The sequence below is a fragment of the Parapontixanthobacter aurantiacus genome (assembly GCF_009827635.1).
Taxonomy (GTDB): Bacteria; Pseudomonadota; Alphaproteobacteria; order Sphingomonadales; family Sphingomonadaceae; genus Parapontixanthobacter; species Parapontixanthobacter aurantiacus.
In genome coordinates, this window is the sequence record NZ_WTYW01000002.1 from 268,585 (window position 1) to 284,806 (window position 16,222).

Annotated in this window: 15 protein-coding genes; 12 read left to right on the forward strand and 3 right to left on the reverse strand. The window is 60.8% G+C overall.

Translation table 11 applies throughout. The features are described 5' to 3' along the window. Positions 1 to 31 precede the first annotated feature (31 nt). On the forward strand, positions 32 to 1,312 hold the full coding sequence (locus GRI38_RS09520) for an aspartate kinase (protein ID WP_160682959.1): 1,281 nt from the start codon (positions 32 to 34) through the stop codon (positions 1,310 to 1,312). A gap of 13 nt (positions 1,313 to 1,325) precedes the next feature. Here the strand turns inward: GRI38_RS09520 and GRI38_RS09525 are convergent, their stop codons facing one another. Both GRI38_RS09525 and GRI38_RS09530 read right to left on the reverse strand, forming a co-directional pair. Further along, complete coding sequence (locus GRI38_RS09525) at positions 1,326 to 1,892, reverse strand: hypothetical protein (protein WP_160682961.1); 567 nt, start codon at positions 1,890 to 1,892, stop codon at positions 1,326 to 1,328. Beyond that, entirely contained in the window at positions 1,882 to 2,424 is a 543-nt protein-coding gene (locus GRI38_RS09530) for a hypothetical protein (RefSeq protein WP_160682963.1), read from the reverse strand. Before GRI38_RS09530 ends, GRI38_RS09525 begins: the two co-directional genes overlap by 11 nt. 149 nt (positions 2,425 to 2,573) lie before the next feature. On the opposite strand from GRI38_RS09530, the gene GRI38_RS09535 reads away from it, so the two are divergent. The 10 genes from GRI38_RS09535 to GRI38_RS14280 all read left to right on the forward strand — a co-directional run bounded on the left by GRI38_RS09535 (position 2,574) and on the right by GRI38_RS14280 (position 13,608). Further along, the gene (locus tag GRI38_RS09535; protein ID WP_237487476.1) at positions 2,574 to 3,035 is read left to right on the forward strand and encodes a hypothetical protein; all 462 of its coding nucleotides are present in this window, start codon (positions 2,574 to 2,576) and stop codon (positions 3,033 to 3,035) included. 123 nt (positions 3,036 to 3,158) lie between these two features. Further along, the gene (locus GRI38_RS09540; protein WP_160682965.1) at positions 3,159 to 4,169 is read left to right on the forward strand and encodes an NAD(P)H-dependent flavin oxidoreductase; all 1,011 of its coding nucleotides are present in this window, start codon (positions 3,159 to 3,161) and stop codon (positions 4,167 to 4,169) included. A gap of 86 nt (positions 4,170 to 4,255) precedes the next feature. Beyond that, positions 4,256 to 5,251 (forward strand): SPFH domain-containing protein, encoded by a 996-nt coding sequence (locus GRI38_RS09545; RefSeq protein ID WP_160682967.1) that lies wholly within the window; start codon positions 4,256 to 4,258, stop codon positions 5,249 to 5,251. Between the two features lie 12 nt (positions 5,252 to 5,263). Next, complete coding sequence (locus GRI38_RS09550; protein ID WP_337191274.1) at positions 5,264 to 5,785, forward strand: NfeD family protein; 522 nt, start codon at positions 5,264 to 5,266, stop codon at positions 5,783 to 5,785. Positions 5,786 to 5,885: 100 nt separating this feature from the next. Then, positions 5,886 to 7,310, forward strand: coding sequence for an aldehyde dehydrogenase family protein (locus tag GRI38_RS09555; RefSeq protein ID WP_160682969.1), 1,425 nt, complete (start codon positions 5,886 to 5,888; stop codon positions 7,308 to 7,310). Positions 7,311 to 7,414: 104 nt separating this feature from the next. Next, the gene (locus GRI38_RS09560; RefSeq protein WP_160682971.1) at positions 7,415 to 8,635 is read left to right on the forward strand and encodes an MFS transporter; all 1,221 of its coding nucleotides are present in this window, start codon (positions 7,415 to 7,417) and stop codon (positions 8,633 to 8,635) included. A 46-nt stretch (positions 8,636 to 8,681) separates the two neighbouring features. Next, positions 8,682 to 9,482, forward strand: a complete 801-nt coding sequence (gene fdhD, locus GRI38_RS09565) for a formate dehydrogenase accessory sulfurtransferase FdhD (RefSeq protein ID WP_160682973.1) — start codon at positions 8,682 to 8,684, stop codon at positions 9,480 to 9,482. Then, a complete protein-coding gene (mobA, locus tag GRI38_RS09570; RefSeq protein WP_160682975.1) occupies positions 9,479 to 10,018 on the forward strand; it encodes an NTP transferase domain-containing protein in 540 nt (179 codons plus the stop codon). The genes fdhD and mobA overlap by 4 nt, the downstream gene beginning before the upstream one ends. A gap of 20 nt (positions 10,019 to 10,038) precedes the next feature. After that, positions 10,039 to 12,348: an FdhF/YdeP family oxidoreductase gene (locus GRI38_RS09575; protein WP_160682977.1), complete on the forward strand. Its 2,310-nt coding sequence runs from the start codon at positions 10,039 to 10,041 to the stop codon at positions 12,346 to 12,348. Positions 12,349 to 12,393: 45 nt separating this feature from the next. Then, a complete protein-coding gene (locus tag GRI38_RS14280; RefSeq protein ID WP_160682979.1) occupies positions 12,394 to 13,608 on the forward strand; it encodes a glycosyltransferase in 1,215 nt (404 codons plus the stop codon). A 30-nt stretch (positions 13,609 to 13,638) separates the two neighbouring features. Here GRI38_RS14280 and GRI38_RS09585 read toward each other — a convergent pair whose 3' ends face one another. Next, entirely contained in the window at positions 13,639 to 15,213 is a 1,575-nt protein-coding gene (locus GRI38_RS09585; RefSeq protein ID WP_160682981.1) for a mechanosensitive ion channel family protein, read from the reverse strand. A 98-nt stretch (positions 15,214 to 15,311) separates the two neighbouring features. Between GRI38_RS09585 and GRI38_RS09590 the strand changes: the two genes are divergently transcribed. Then, on the forward strand, positions 15,312 to 16,199 hold the full coding sequence (locus GRI38_RS09590; RefSeq protein ID WP_202389938.1) for an HpcH/HpaI aldolase/citrate lyase family protein: 888 nt from the start codon (positions 15,312 to 15,314) through the stop codon (positions 16,197 to 16,199). Positions 16,200 to 16,222 lie beyond the last annotated feature (23 nt).

A 16,222-nucleotide genomic window follows, 5' to 3' on the forward strand; every position in this document is an offset into this window, starting at 1 on the left:
GTCGCACGCACCAGCAGAGAGGCAAACGGGCTTGGCACGCATAGTGATGAAATTCGGCGGCACGTCGATGGCCGGGACCGAGCGCATCCGGCGGGTCGCCAATATCGTGCGCAAGCAACAGGCGGGCGGTGACGAGGTGGCCGTGGTCGTTTCGGCAATGGCCGGGGAGACCGATCGTCTGGTCAATTTCTGCCGCGAGGCCAACGCGCTCTACGACCCGGCCGAATATGACGTCGTCGTCGCCAGCGGAGAGCAGGTGACGAGCGGTCTTCTCGCCCTGACCCTGCAAAGTCTCGGTGCGAAGGCGCGCAGCTGGCTCGGCTGGCAATTGCCGATCAAGACGATCGAAGCGCATGCGAAGGCCCGCGTCGACACTATCGACGCGCCCGACCTCATCGCTTCGCTCGAGCGCGGGGAGATCGCTGTGATACCGGGCTTCCAGGGCATTTCCGGAGATGGCCGCGTCACAACTCTTGGTCGCGGTGGGTCTGACACTTCTGCCGTAGCCATCGCTGCTGCGCTCGATGCCGACCGCTGCGACATCTATACCGATGTCGACGGCGTCTATACGACCGACCCGCGGATCGTCGCCAAGGCGCGCAAATTGAAAGCGGTGACATACGAGGAGATGCTTGAACTAGCATCCGTCGGTGCGAAGGTCCTCCAGACGCGCAGCGTCGGTCTGGCGATGAAGGAAGGTGTGCGGGTGCAGGTCCTGTCGAGCTTCATCGACGACAATGCGACGCCTGCCGACGATCTGCCCGGTACGCTTATCGTATCGGATGAAGAAATGGAACGAATTTATCAGGAGGGCGACATGGAACGCCAGCACGTAACCGGTATCGCGCATGACAAGAACGAGGCGAAGATCATCCTGACGCGCGTCCCGGACGAGCCCGGTTCGGTCGCGCATATCTTCGAACCGCTCGCCAAGGCGAGCATCAATGTCGACATGATCATCCAGAACGTCGGACGTGACAAGGGGGAGACCGATGTCACTTTCACGGTGCCGCAGACCGATCTTGCGCGCGCGCAGGCTCTGCTCGAGGATAAAAGAGATGAGATCGGCTTCAACCGCATCATCACCGACAGCAAGATCGCGAAGATCTCCGTCGTCGGGGTGGGCATGAAGAGCCATGCAGGCGTCGCCAGCACCATGTTCAAGTCGCTGGCCGACCGCGGGATCAATATTCAGGCCATCACGACCAGCGAGATCAAGGTGTCGGTGATGATCGACGAGGACGAGACCGAACTTGCCGTGCGAGTGTTGCACACGGCCTACGGCCTCGATGCTGCGGACGAAGCGGCCTGACGGGCAGAACTGCCTAGGGGTTCAGGCGAACGTCGCGGTCCAGCACCGCCACGAGTTCCGTTCCCGCGGGGATGACTGCGCTCTTGCCGCTTATGATGAAGGCGAAGCCGCTGACCAGCGCCGTCGCGGCGGTGGCTGTTCCGGTATTGCTCTTCCCCTGCGTCGCGAGTTCACCCGAAAGGCGAACCGGGCCATCGGGCAGGTCGAGGTAAAGGACGCGGGCGGAGAGTTTACCGGGGCGGCCCATCAACCCCTTTTCCTCCGCTTCGCTGATCTGCGCGACGACCGGCGAGCCCTGCGCGATGACGACGCGATTTTCGGCAAGAACGTCCTGCGCTACTTCGAGCGTTACGATGTCGCCCTTGCGATGAGTCTTGCTCGACAGGACATCGCGCGTAAGCAGCGGCACGATCGAGCCAGCGGGCAGGATTGCGTGATGTTCTGCCGCCTTGTCTGAAAGGTCGGGCAGCGCGATGAGTGGGCTGTCGGAGGCGGGCGCTGCTGCTGTTTCCTCCTGCGCCCAAATTCCTGCCGGAAGCAGAGTGAGAAGGACAGCGAGCGGGGCGGACTTACGAAGCATCGGACAGCAACGTATCCTGTGCGACGAAGGCGACCATCTTTTCACCCGCCTTGATCTTCGCATTATTACCCTTCGCGAACAGCCCGAGCGGACCCATTGCCAGCACTCCGAGCAGGGTTTCTCCCTTGCCGCTCTTGCCGTCGGCCGTGGTCTGCCCTTCGAGCGGAATGTGCGTCCCGCCAAACTCGATATGCGTCAGAACGGCTGCCAGCTCGCCCGACTTGCCAACGTTGCCGCTGCGGCTGGCATCGGTCACCTCGCCCCAGGCGGTCGCGCCGACTGGGACGACTTCGCGTCCATCGACCACAATCGGACGGTCCACGCGCAATCGGAATTTGTGTCCGGCGGCGTGATCTTTCGTCGAAACTTCGTTCAGGACCATCAGATGGACGGGCGTATCACGTGGAACGACGACCTGTTCGGGGGCAATATGTTCGATTGGCGGGACGCTATCGGAGGGAATGGGAACGACGATCGGCGTGTCCGCTCCAGCGGCCTGCGCTGCCAGAACTATTCCCCATGCGAAAATCATAGCGAGTCTTCCCCCCAGTACGTGTTTTAATCCCTATTCTCGTTAGAATTAACGGCGGGTAAGCGCCAGCGACAAATACCAGTCAATATTCATTGACTGTTTACTTGGCACGGCGATATGCCGCCCTGTCAATTACGACGGGGGATCACATGAAATTCAAACAATTCGCGGTCGCGTTTGCTGCCGCCTCACTTCTGTTGCCCGTATCGGGCGCTATGGCGGGAAAGAAGGACGAGTATGTCGTCGTAAATGAGGAAATGGGAGTGCCCGTTTTCCCCTATGACATTACCGATCGCCCTTACGTCATCGTCGGACCGGTCAAGGCCGGGGTGCGCAAGGCGACGATCTTCAGCAAGGAACCCTCGCAGGAAAAGATCTACAAGGAATTGTGGGAGCGCGGCGAGAAGCTGGACGCCGATGCGGTCGTCAATGCAACCTATGGCGACAGCCACATGACCGCATTTAGCTGGGGAAAGACGAATGCGCTGGGCTTCGCCGTGCGCTTCCTCACGCAGGCCGAAATCGACAGCGGCATGACCGGCGAGAAAGTGCCTGCTCCTGAAGATTACACGGAAGAAATGTTCGACGACGCGAACTCGAAGTCGAAATAATTACGCGCTTTTTCAAACAAAGAAGAATGGGGGCGATGGCAATCAGCCATCGCCCCTTTTTCGTGTTCGTCATGGCGTGCAGCGGACTTGCTGCAAGGATTTGCGGCTTCTAAGGGCTACACGATGAACGACAACAGCAAGACGCGCGCCCTGATGCGGCGCGGCATCGAATTCCTCGGCAGCGAATATGCCATTTTGTGCGGCGCGATGAGCTGGGTCTCCGAGCGCAACCTTGTCGCCGCAATCTCCAATGGCGGCGGCTTTGGCGTGATAGCCTGCGGGGCGATGACGCCCGAACTGCTCGACACCGAAGTCGCGGAGACCATGAAGCTGACGGACCGGCCCTTCGGCGTCAATCTAATCACCATGCATCCCGATCTTTTCGACCTCATCGGGATTTGCGAAAAGCATGGTGTCTCGCACGTCGTCCTCGCCGGGGGCATTCCGCCGAAAGGAAGCGTCGAAGCGATCAAGGCGTTCGGCGCGAAGGTCATCGTATTTGCGCCGACCCTCGCACTGGCGAAGAAGTTGCTGCGCTCTGGCGGAGACGCGCTGGTCATCGAAGGGATGGAAGCGGGCGGCCATATCGGGCCGGTCTCGACGAGCGTGCTGGCGCAGGAATTTCTTCCCGACCTCGCGGCGGATCACCTCGTGTTCGTGGCCGGCGGGATCGGGCGGGGAGAGGCGATCGCAGGATACCTCGAAATGGGCGCGGTGGGGGTCCAGCTCGGCACGCGCTTTGCCTGCGCTACCGAAAGCATTGCGCATCCCAACTTCAAGAAGGCGTTCTTCCGCGCGAATGCTCGCGATGCCGTAGCAAGCGTGCAGGTAGATGCCCGGCTTCCGGTCATTCCCGTACGCGCCTTGAAGAACAAGGGAACCGAGGCCTTTACCGGAAAGCAGAGGGAGGTTGCAGGTTCGCTCGATCGCGAGGAAATCGCGATGGCCGAAGCGCAGTTGCAGATCGAACATTACTGGGCGGGTGCGCTGCGCCGGGCGGTCATCGACGGTGACGTCGAGAATGGCAGCCTGATGGCGGGCCAGTCGGTCGGCATGGTGCGCGAGGAAGAACCGGCAGCACAGATTATCGCGACGCTCGTCGAACAATGCGAGGATGCACTGGTCCGACGATAGCCGCCGGTTTCTTTCCCGGCGGGATGGTCTTGCCCTTCGTGCAGCAGGTAAGGTAGTGTCGCTGCGACCAAGAGGGGAAGAATTCTATGGGATATGTGCTGCTCGGACTGATCTTGTTCCTGCTGCTCGTCTTCATCATGATGGGCGTGCGGGTCGTCAGGCAAGGCTACGTCTACACGATCGAACGACTGGGCAAGTTCACGCTGGCCGCCGAGCCGGGGTTCCATCTGATCGTGCCGTTCATCGATCGCGTCGGTCACAAGATCAACATGATGGAGCAGGTGCTCGATATTCCCGGGCAGGAAATCATTACCGCCGACAACGCGATGGTCGGCGTGGATGCCGTCGTCTTCTTCCAGGTTCTCGAAGCGGGCAAGGCCGCCTACGAAGTCTCGGGTCTGCACAACGCCATCATGGCGCTGACGACGACCAACCTGCGCACCGTGATGGGATCGATGGATCTCGACGAGACCTTGTCGAAGCGCGACGAGATCAATGCGCGCCTGCTGTCCGTGGTCGATCACGCGACGTCCCCGTGGGGCATCAAGATCACTCGGGTCGAGATCAAGGACATTCGGCCCCCGCTCGACATTTCTGAGGCGATGGCGCGGCAGATGAAGGCCGAGCGGCTGAAGCGTGCGGAAATCCTCGAGGCCGAGGGCGATCGGCAAAGCCGCATCCTGCGTGCAGAAGGGGAAAAGCAGTCCGCTATCCTTACGGCCGAAGGACAGAAGGAATCGGCTTTCCGCAACGCCGAAGCGCGCGAACGCGAAGCCGAAGCGGAGGCGAAGGCGACCCAGCTCGTCTCCGACGCGATTGCCGGTTCGGGCAATCAGGCTATCAACTACTTCATTGCGCAGGAATATACGAAAGCCGTCGGCAAGTTCGCCGACAGCCCCAATGCGAAGACAATCCTGTTCCCGGTCGAGGCTACGCAGCTCATCGGTTCGCTTGGCGGGATCGGCGAACTCGTCAAGGGTACGTTCGGCGATGAAGCGGGCGTCGTCAAAAGCCCTGATCGGGGAACGCAGATGAGCGAACCGCGTGCTCGCGCCAGCGTCCCGCGGACCGGCAATCAGTAAGGCGACCAGCGCGTGGATGATCTCGGTACGTTCGATCCGCACTGGATCTGGATCGCCATTGGCTTGGTGCTCGCAACTGCCGAGATGCTCGTTCCGGGCGTCTATTTGCTGTGGCTGGCGATCGCGGCAATCATTACGGGCCTGCTGACCTACGGTTTCGATCTCAGCCTGCCGATGCAGGTGATCAATTTCAGCTTCATCTCTCTCATCCTCGTCTTCAGCGTGAAGCGCTTCCTCAAGGATTCGCCGATCGTCAGCTCGGACCCGCTCCTCAACAATCGTGGCGGGAGGCTGATCGGGCAGAGCGCCATCGTTTCCACGCCTTTCCTGAGCGGCGAGGGTCGTGTTCGGCAGGGGGACAGCGATTGGAATGCGCGCGGTCCCGACATGGATGTCGGCGAACGCGTCCGTATCGTTGCGGTCGAGGGAACGGTCTTGCGGGTCGAGCCGCTGAATCTGATCGAAGCGCCCCTCGCCAACGAAGAGGCTTCTTCCGCCAGTGAGACAGGTGAGCCGAAGCCGGGCGCGAACTGACAAAATCGGCTCGCAATAACGCAATCGAGTGTGTTAGACGCTGCCTCCGAACCGGGTCATCCATACTGGCCCTTCCCGATCTCAACGGAGGATTTCGCTCATGGACAACTACGCCCAAAATTATATCGACGGTAAATGGGTGGATTCCATCGGCGGGACGCCGCACGAAGTCATCAACCCGGCAACCGAAGAGCCGACGACCAAAGTTGTGCTGAGTACGAAGGCCGACGTCGATAAGGCGGTCGAGGCTGCCCGTCGCGCCTTCGAGAGTTTCAGTCAGACCTCTCGCGAGGAGCGCCTCGAGTTGCTCGGCCGCATCATCGAAGAATACAAGAAGCGCATCCCCGACATGGCGCAGTCCATCGCGAAGGAAATGGGCGCGCCCATCAGTTTCGCGAACGCCGCGCAGGCGCCTGCCGGTTTGGGCGGTTTTGCCAAGACCATGCAGGCGCTCAAGAACTTCGAGTTCGAGACAACCGATAGCGGCGCGAAAGTCGTTTACGAACCGATCGGTGTGGTCGGCATGATTACCCCGTGGAACTGGCCCCTTAACCAGATCGCCCTGAAGGTGGCACCGGCGCTGGCCGGCGGAAATACGATGGTGCTAAAGCCGTCCGAGGAATGTCCGGGAAATGCCGCCATCCTCGCCGAAGTGATGGATGCCGCCGGCGTTCCGGCCGGTGTCTTCAATCTGGTGCAGGGCGACGGGCCGACCGTGGGCGAAGCGATTTCCTCGCACCCCGATATCGACATGGTGAGCTTCACCGGTTCCACCCGCGCAGGCATCATGGTGGCGAAGGCCGCAGCCGATACGGTCAAGCGCGTGCATCAGGAACTGGGCGGCAAGTCCCCCAACCTCGTATTGCCGGGGGCGGACCTCTCCAAGGTTCTGCCGCCGACCATTACGGGCGTCATCGCGAATTCCGGCCAAAGCTGCATCGCGCCGACGCGGGTGCTGGTTCACAAGGACCAGGAAAGCGAAGCGATTGCCGCGGTCAGAGGAATCTTCGAAGCTGTCGAAGTTGGAGATCCGTTGAGCGAAGGGATGCATATCGGTCCCGTGGTCAACAAGACGCAGCACGACAAGATCCGCGATCTCATCCAATCCGCCATGGACGAAGGCGCAAAACTCGAAACCGGCGGTCCCGACCTGCCGGCGAACGTCAATCGCGGTTTCTATATCAAGCCGACGGTATTCAGCGGCGTTACGCCCGACATGCGCATCTCGAAGGAAGAGACTTTCGGCCCGGTTGTCACGATCACGAAATACGATGACCTCGAGGAAGGCATCCGGATCGCAAACGACACGGCTTATGGCCTTTCCTCGGTCATTTCCGGCGATCCGGCAGAAGCGGCCAAGGTCGCACCGCGTCTGCGTGCCGGGATGGTCGTGATCAACAATTGGGGCCCTTCGCCAGGCGCCCCGTTCGGCGGCTACAAGCAGTCGGGCAATGGCCGCGAAGGCGGGCTGCACGGGATCAAGGATTTCATGGAAGTGAAGGCGATCAGCGGACTTCCTGCCTGATCGGCAATCCGACGCATATTCGGGGTGAGAGCAGGCGCGTGCCGGTGAGGGTTCGCCTTCACCGGTAGCCTGTTCCTTACGCTAAGAGTATAGGCGGCAGCGCAATGATGTCCGCACTCATGAATACCCGCGCCTTGCTGCTCGCGATCTTCATTCTGATGGCGGGCAGCGGGTTTCTGTCGACTTTGATCGCGATCCGACTGGAAGCAGCGGGCGTGACCGCCGTGACGATCGGTCTCGTCGCAACGAGCTACTTCGCCGGCCTGACGATCGGATCGATCCGGGTGACCCGGCTGCTTTCCGAGATCGGCCACATCCGTTCCTTCGCGGTTTTCGTCAGCCTCTATTCGGCCACGAGCCTGACCTATGCCATCTTCGAGAATGCTGCCGTCTGGATGGTCCTCCGGTTCGTCGATGGCTTTGTCATGGCCGGGGTCTTCATCTGTCTGGAAAGCTGGCTCAATCGGCAGGCGACGCCCGTCAATCGCAGTTCGATCCTCGCCGCATATATGGTTGCGCTCTATTCTGGACAGGCTGCGGGCCAATATCTGCTGAACCTCAGTCACATGTCGCCCGATCTGCCCTTCATGGTATCGGCAATACTTTTGTCGATCGCGTTGCTGCCCGTTCTGCTGACCCGCATGGAGCAGCCTACGCTGGAGAAAGTAGCACCATTTTCGGTCCGCAAGCTTTACGCGGCCTCACCCCTCGGCATCATCGGCACGCTATCGACCGGGGCGATGCTGGGCGGCTTCTACGCCTTGGGGGCGGTCTATATCCAGCGCCTCGGGTTAGGCGTCAGCGAAGTCGCGCTGTTCACCTCGAGCGTGATAGCGGGCGGCGTCGCCCTGCAATATCCCCTGGGCATGCTGTCCGATCGGTTCGATCGGCGCTCGATTATCGTCGCTTGCCTGTTTCTGATCGCAGCGATCTGTGCTGGCTTCGTGATGCTCGATCTGACGATGGGTGGCCTCGTCGTCATGGCCGCGCTGTTCGGCGGCTTTTCTTTCGCGCTCTATCCGATGTGCATCGCCCATTCGAACGATCATCTCGACGAAGATCAGCGCGTCGGCGCAAGCAGCGGTCTCGTCTTGACCTATTCGGTCGGCGCGATGATCGGGCCGATCCTCGCATCGTCCGGAATGGCAGCAATGGGCCCGGCGGGCCTGTTCATCGTCATTGGTGTCCAGGCATTGGCGGGCGGCTTGTTCGGGCTATGGCGCATGGCCTGGGCTCCTCCGGTCCCGGCAGAGGAACAGCAGACGTTCCAAAGCCTGCCGCGCACGACGCCGATGGCTGCAGTTCTCGAAGCGCAAGACGATTGATCCGGCAATTGTCGCGGCGGGGTCGATCCGCTATCGCAATGCGAAGATGGATGAAGCCGTAACCCCGACAGTGAATGAAACCATCTCGGCACTCGGGAAACGAAAAAGAAAACGTCGCCCACTCGCAGGGGAATGGCCGGTCGCATTCGAGTTCGACGGCTTCGCTTATGCCGTGATGATGGCAACCCCGCAGGACATCGAAGATTTCGCTACTGGTTTCGCCCTGTCGGAGGGTCTCATTGCCTCGACCGAGGAGCTTGCCGAATTGACGGTCAGCGAAGTCGAGCGCGGCGTCATCGTTAGAGCATCGCTACCTCAACGCAGCGCTGCATTATTGCGCGAGCGCGTCCGAATGCGCCTTGTCGAGGGAAGCTGCGGATTATGCGGCATCGAAACGCTTGACGAGATCCTGCGACCGCTGACGAGGTTGGCACAAGCTCCGCGCATCGAGCCGAACGCCTTGTCGCGCGCCTATGCCGAACTGCCGGAGTGGCAATCGCTCGGTCGGCAGACGGGGGCGATGCACATCGCGGCGTTTTGCGCATTTGACGGGCGGATTAGGGCCGCGCGCGAGGACATTGGCAGGCACAATGCCCTCGACAAGCTGATCGGTCACGCAAGCCGAACGGAGATCGAACCGACCTCCGGCTTCGTACTTCTCTCGTCGCGATGCAGTTATGAACTGGTCGAGAAGATGGTTCGCTTCGGCTGTCCCATGCTGGCGACCATATCCGCCCCGAGCGATCTGGCCGTCTGTCGCGGCGTGGAAGCCGGTTTGACCATGGCGGCTTCCGTGCGGACAGATGATGCCGTCATCCTGCACGACCCGCATCGTGTCTTCGCGTGAAGATCCTAGGCGTCGTGCTGGCAGGGGGCCGTTCGAGCCGCTTCGGCAGCGACAAGGCCGAGGCTTCGTGGCACGGCGGAAGCTTGCTCGACAACGCCGTGACGTTTCTGGCGCCTCAGGTAGATGAAGTCCGGGTTGCGGGACGCGAAGATGCGCCCGTAGCCTCGCTGGCCGATTGGCCGGCACCGGGTTTTGGGCCCCTCGGCGGAATAGCCGCTGCCTTGCGCGAAGCGTGTAGCCGAAGGTTTGATGCGGTCCTCTCCATTCCGGTGGACGCACCGATGCTTCCCGATGACCTCTCATCAACCCTGCAACCGGGGCCATCCTTTTTGAGCGAACTGCCGGTCGCAGGATGCTGGCCCGTCGAAACGCTCGCGCCGCTCGAAGAATTGATGCTGAGCGATCGAAGCAAATCCGTCCGAGCCTTTGCCGAGGCATGCGGGGCGAGGACGGTTTCGCTCGACCGTCCCATATTTAATATCAATACTGTCGATGACTTGCAGCGCGCTCATGCGTTCGAACGAGAGACACACTGACCGACCGGAGAGAAGCTGACATGGCCGACGATCTTCCCGAACCCAAGCGATATGATGGTGCAACCGGCGGCTGGGGATCGCTCGAAGGGATCAGCCGCATCGAATTGTCGGCAAAGGCATCGCCGAGCGCGGCCCTTACGCTCAAGATCCAGAACAAGCCGGGCGGCTATATGTGTTCGTCATGCGCCTGGACGAAGCCCGAAGATCCGCACGCCTTCGAATTCTGCGAGAATGGGGCGAAGGCGACCTTGTGGGATTTGACCTCGGACCGTTGCACGCCGGAATTTTTCGAGCAGCATACCGAGAGCGAACTTCGCAAATGGGGCGATTATCGCCTCGAGAAGTTAGGGCGGCTGACCGAGCCGCTGCGTTATAACCGGGCAACCGACAAGTACGAACGGGCCAGCTGGACCGAAGCGTTCCAGGCGATCGGCGCGAAACTAAGGACGATGGAGCCCAAGTCGGTCACCTTCTATGCAAGCGGGAAGGCGGCGCTCGAACCGTCCTACCTCTATGCCCTTTTCGCGCGCGCTTACGGGCACAACAACCTGCCCGACAGTTCCAACATGTGTCACGAGACGACTTCGGTGGGACTGAAGAAAGTCATCGGGTCCCCGGTCGGCACTTGCCAGATGGACGATTTCGAGCACGTCGATGCAATCTTCTATCTCGGGCAGAACCCCGGGACCAACAGTCCGCGTATCCTTCACACGTTGCAGAACGCGGTAAAGCGCGGTTGCAAGATCATCGTCTTCAATCCGCTAAAGGAGAAGGGGCTGCGCGAATTCGTCAATCCTCAAAATCCAGTGCAGATGACGATCGGCAAGCCGACCAGGATCGATCACATGTATTGTCAGGTGCGACCGGGGGGCGATCTCGCGGCGCTGATGGGCGTCTGCAAATACGTGATCGAGCAGGACCGGCTGGCGCAGGAAGCGGAGTGTTCGCGCATCCTCGATACCGGTTTCATCGAACAGCACACAACGGGTCTCGAAGCGCTTGTCGCGAAGGTCGAACAGACAGACTGGCCTGAACTCGAACAAGCGAGCGGGCTCACACGCGGGGAGATGGAACGGGCTGGCGAAGTCTATGTGAAAGCCGGCAATGTGATGGGCATTTACGGCATGGGTGTCACCCAGCATGTCCACGGCTCGCAGACGATCGGCATGCTCGTCAATCTGCTGCTGTTAAGAGGCAATATCGGGCGGAAAGGCGCCGGATGCTCGCCCATTCGCGGCCATTCAAACGTTCAGGGTCAACGAACCGTCGGGATCACCGAGAAGGTCGAACTCGCCCCGGTCGAGAAATATCGCGAACTATTCGACCTCGAGACCCCGCAGGAGGACGGCCATACCACGGTGGAATTCCTTGAAGCGCTTCTTTCGGGGGAGAACAAGGGTTATGTCGGTCTTGGCGGCAATCTTGCAAATGCGGTGCCAGACCACGAACGCGTCCACCGTGCCTGGAGCGAAATGGAACTGACGGTTCATGTCGCGACGAAGCTCAACACTACTCACTGCATTCCCGGCCGTGAAAGCTGGATCCTGCCCTGTCTCGTTCGTGCAGAGCGGGACAACCAGGCGAGCGGCAGTCAATGGGTCAGCATGGAAGACAGTTTTAGCCATATCTACGGCAGCCGTTCCGATCGCGAGCCGGCGAGCGAGCACCTGAAAAGCGAAACGGCAATCGTCTGCGGCCTCGCCAAGGCTACGCTGGGGGATGCCTTTCCCAAACTGGCGTGGGACACCTGGACGGAAGATTACGCGCGCATCCGCGACTGCATCGCCGCTACCTATCCCGATCAGTTCCACGACATGAATGCGAGGATGAACGAACCCGGCGGGTTTTATCGCGGCAATGCAGCGCGCGAGCGGGTGTGGAAGACGGCGAGCGGCAAGGCCGAGTTCACCGATCCCACCGTGCTTAACGCTTGCGGGATCGGAGACGCGGAGGGGCGTTATCACCTGGCGACCCTGCGTTCGAACGATCAGTTCAATACGACGATATACGGCCATTCCGACAGGTTACGCGGCTTGTCGGGGGACCGCCGCATCGTGATGATGCGACCCGAGGACATGGTCGCGGAGGGATTTGCGGAAGACGATCTCGTCGACGTTACGACCGACCTGCCCGACGATCATGCCGCGAATGACGGTCAAACGCGCCGCGTTTCCGGTTTCCGGGTCGTGCCTTACGACCTGCCCAAGGGAACTCTGGCGGGCTATTTTCCCGAACTCAATCCGCTGGTGCCATTGCAGTATCACGAGGAACTGTCGAAGACACCGGCCAGCAAGGGCATTCCGGTCCGCCTTGCCAGAACGAGCACCTAGGTCTCGTCGGACGCTGCCAAAAGCCAAGACAATCGAGGCTAAAACGTGAAAGTACTTTATCTCGTCGAACGGTTTCCGGTCTTTTCCGAAACCTTCATAATCGACGAAATTGCCGGTCATGTCGAAGCCGGACTCGACGTCGTTGTCGCAAGTCTGAAAGGGCAGGAGCATGGCGACTATCCGTTCGAGCAGTCGCCGTTGTTCGGAAGAACCGATTTGGTCTTTCTCGAAGGCAATGCAGAAACGGCGGCAGACAAGTTCAGGCTGATTGCACGCGCGCTCCTGGCCAATCCGAAGGCATTCCTTCGCTTGCGCGGGTCGGGTCTGTCGATCCGCGAAATGGCGCAGGCCGCGCTTGTCGAAAGGCTTGTAAAGAGTCGGTTCGACATCATCCATTGTCACTACGGCTATATCGGACGGGTCGGTCTGGGACTGCGCAAACTAGCCGGGTCGCGGCCCCCTCTGTTCATCACGTTCCATGCACATGATCTGCTCAAGCAGTGGTATCTGCCGCTTGCCTCGTTCTACCGTCCGGTTTTCGAAAGCGATGCGACGCTGCTGCCGATCAGCGACCATTGGCGAAAGCTGCTCGTATCGTCCGGTGCAGACCCTTCCCGTACGAAAGTGCACCACATGGGTGTCCTCCTTCCGTCGGCGCGGGCCAAGTCGGAGGACGAGGGCGCAAAGCGGGGTGGAACCGCGCAGATCGTGATGACGGGCCGTTTGGTCGAGAAAAAGGGGCATCTGTTCGCCTTGGACGCGTTCGAGCGCATTGAGGATACCGTCGATTTTCACTGTACGATCGTCGGCGGCGGACCGTTGCTCGAAACGGTGAAAAAGGAAGTACGCGCGCGCGGCCTCGAAGAGAAGGTAACGCTGTTGGGCTCGGTCCAGCACGAGATCGCCCTGCGCACGCTCGACCGCGCCGACCTGTTCCTGCTTCCCTCCGTTACGGCGACCAATGGCGATCAGGAAGGCATTCCCGTCGCTCTGATGGAAGCTATGGCCAAGGGCATCCCGGTCGTATCGACGCGCCATACGGGGATACCGGAACTGATCGAGCATGGTCGTTCGGGCCTGCTATGCGAGGAACATGACGCAGAAGGACTTGCCGAAAATATCGAAAGTCTGTGCCGGGATCCTGTGCTGCGTGAACGGCTGGCGAAGGCAGGACGCAAGAAGGTCGCAGCGGAATTCGAACGGCAGGAGCTCGGCCGGACCCTGCGTCGCTATTACGCCGAAGCCCTCACGCGCAACTGACGCGCAGCAGCGGTTCGATTACGCTTCTTATCAGCTTGGCCCGGTTTCCTCGTCCTCTCGCCGGAGATAGACGGTTCGCGTCGGGAACGCGATCGCGATGTCGGCGGCCTCCAGTCGCTCGTAAATATGGAGGAGAAGATCGTTGCGGATCGTAAGGCTCTCGTTGAAGTCGCTCGTTTCTATGTAGGCGAAAGTTTCGACCGATAGTGAATCTGCTCCGAAATATCTCAGCTTCGCGCGCCTTGGATCGTCCGCAATCCGCGGGTTCTCTATCAACGCGGCTTCAATCAGATCGATGGCCTGCCTCAGCTTCGCGGAACTCAACGCGTATTCAAGACCGATGGTCTCGTTGAACAAGAACCGTTCTCGCTTGGTGTAATTCTCGATCTGGCGGGACGAGAAATCGCCGTTGGGAATAGTGACCAGCGTCCGCTCCAAAGTGCGAATGCGGGTCGAGCGCATTCCGATATCCTCCACCGTACCGATGACGTCACCGACCTTGCAGACATCGCCGACCTGGATCGGCCGGTCTGCCAGGACGGAGATCGTTCCGACGAGGTTCTCGACCGTCTTTTGAGCGCCGAGCGCGAGCACGAGACCGCCGATGCCGAGCGCCGCGACCCCCGTCGTCACGTCGAAGCCGAGCGTATCGAGAATACCGAGCGTCGCGATCACCAGCAGCGCGACCTTGGCGACGCGGCGGGCAAAGGTAATGACGGATGCCGTTTGGTGGCGTTCGCGCCGCTCCATGCGGCCCGACAGCCAGCGGGCGAAGGCATCGACCAGTCGCAAGGTGAACCAGAGCGCCGCAATCCAACCCGCGATCCCCAGATAGCGCAGGACGGTCTGCCGGGCGACGATGGATATGGCCGTTCCGTCGGACCAGATGCGGAAGGTAACGATCGCGACGAACAGCGCGAGAGGTGGCAGGGCCGCATCGATTAGCCGGTACAAGCCGCCCTTGCTCGATAGGACCTGCCGCAGGCCGAGCAGTATCAGCGCGGCGATCCCACGTGCGATCACGAAGGCGAGAAGGAGGAGGGCGAACAGTTTCACCCAGTCCCATAGGGGTGCGCCCGCAATCTCGAGGTCGCTGCGGGCCGGCGTGTTGCCGACCTCGTCCGGCAGGGCCGCCAACGTCTCGCCGGCTACCTGCCATATGGGCTGTCCGTCTTCGCCTTCGCTCCGCGTCAGGAGGATCGGCGTTTCCCCGTCAGCCAGAAAACCTACCCGTTCAACTGTCGGCGGAAGCCCGTCATCGAGATCGCCTTCCGCCTCGTTGGATAATTCCTGAAAAGTCTGCAGCGTACCTCCGCTATCAAGCGCCCCGCGCAACCGCGCGGCCAACATTTCGGCTGGAACGTCGGAGCCTTCGGGAGGTGCGAGATACGGGTCGGCGGCGGCCAGTTCGTCGCTGGCAAGCGCTCGCAGTAAACCCGTGACCGTTGAACGCGGCGTTTCGCGGCCGAACGGATCGGCCTCCACAGCTTCTTCGTTGGTTGCTTCGGAACTCGGAAAGAGGGCAGAAGCGGCAATCGTCGGGCCTGCCTGCAGGGCCAGCGATATGGCGAGAACGATGCGAAGGACGAAGCGTATGGACGTCATGGCACAGGCCTTGGCAAGCGAGCCGGTGCTTTTCAAGGACCGTGGCGGGGGCTAGGCCGTCACAGACACTGCATGTGAAGAGGGTGCATTTCACTATTATGACCGATAGGACACGGCGCGCGATGCGCTCTTGGCTGTTCGCCCCGGGTGACAGCGAAAAGAAAATGAGCAAATGCGCCGAAAGCGCGGCCGATATTGCCATCCTCGATCTCGAGGACGCCGTTGCCCCGGACAGCAAGAACGAAGCGCGACAAATCCTCCGCGATTTCCTGTCTACCTACGATGGAGACAAAAGCCGCGTCTTCGTCCGCGTCAATCCGCTCGACGGACCCCACACGCTTGCCGACCTTGCCGCTGTCATGCCGGCCCGGCCCGGCGGCATCATGCTGCCGAAGGTGTATGGTCGGCAGGACGTCGAGACGCTCGACAAATATCTCGAAGCTTTCGAGGTCGCCAACGACATGGAGCGCGGTTCGACGCAGGTGATCGTCCTGGTCACGGAAACTGCCGAGAGCATGTTTCATTGCGGGGATTTCAAGAACGCGCCCCGCCTCGTCGCAATGACATGGGGCGCCGAGGACCTTGCAGATTCGCTCGGTGCGAGCGCCAATACGGAACCCGATGGCAGCTTCGGCTTCACCTACGAACTGGCGCGCAGCATGTGCTTGCTCGGTGCCGCTACGGCGGGCGTTACGGCGATCGAAACGATCCAGGCGGATTTCCGCGATCTCGATGCGCTACGTGTGCGAGCGGACAAGGTACGTCGCGCGGGGTTTCAAGGGATGCTGGCGATCCACCCGGCGCAGATTGACGTCATCAACGAGGCTTTCACACCCGGCGAGGAAGAACTCGCAGAGGCGCGCGAGATCGTCGCTCTGTTCGAAGCCAATCCGGGTGCCGGGACGATCGGTCACAATGGCAAGATGCTGGATCGGCCCCATCTTGCGCGAGCGCGAAACCTGCTCGCGGCAGCGGACCTGAACTAGCGGACGATAATCCCCGCGCCGAA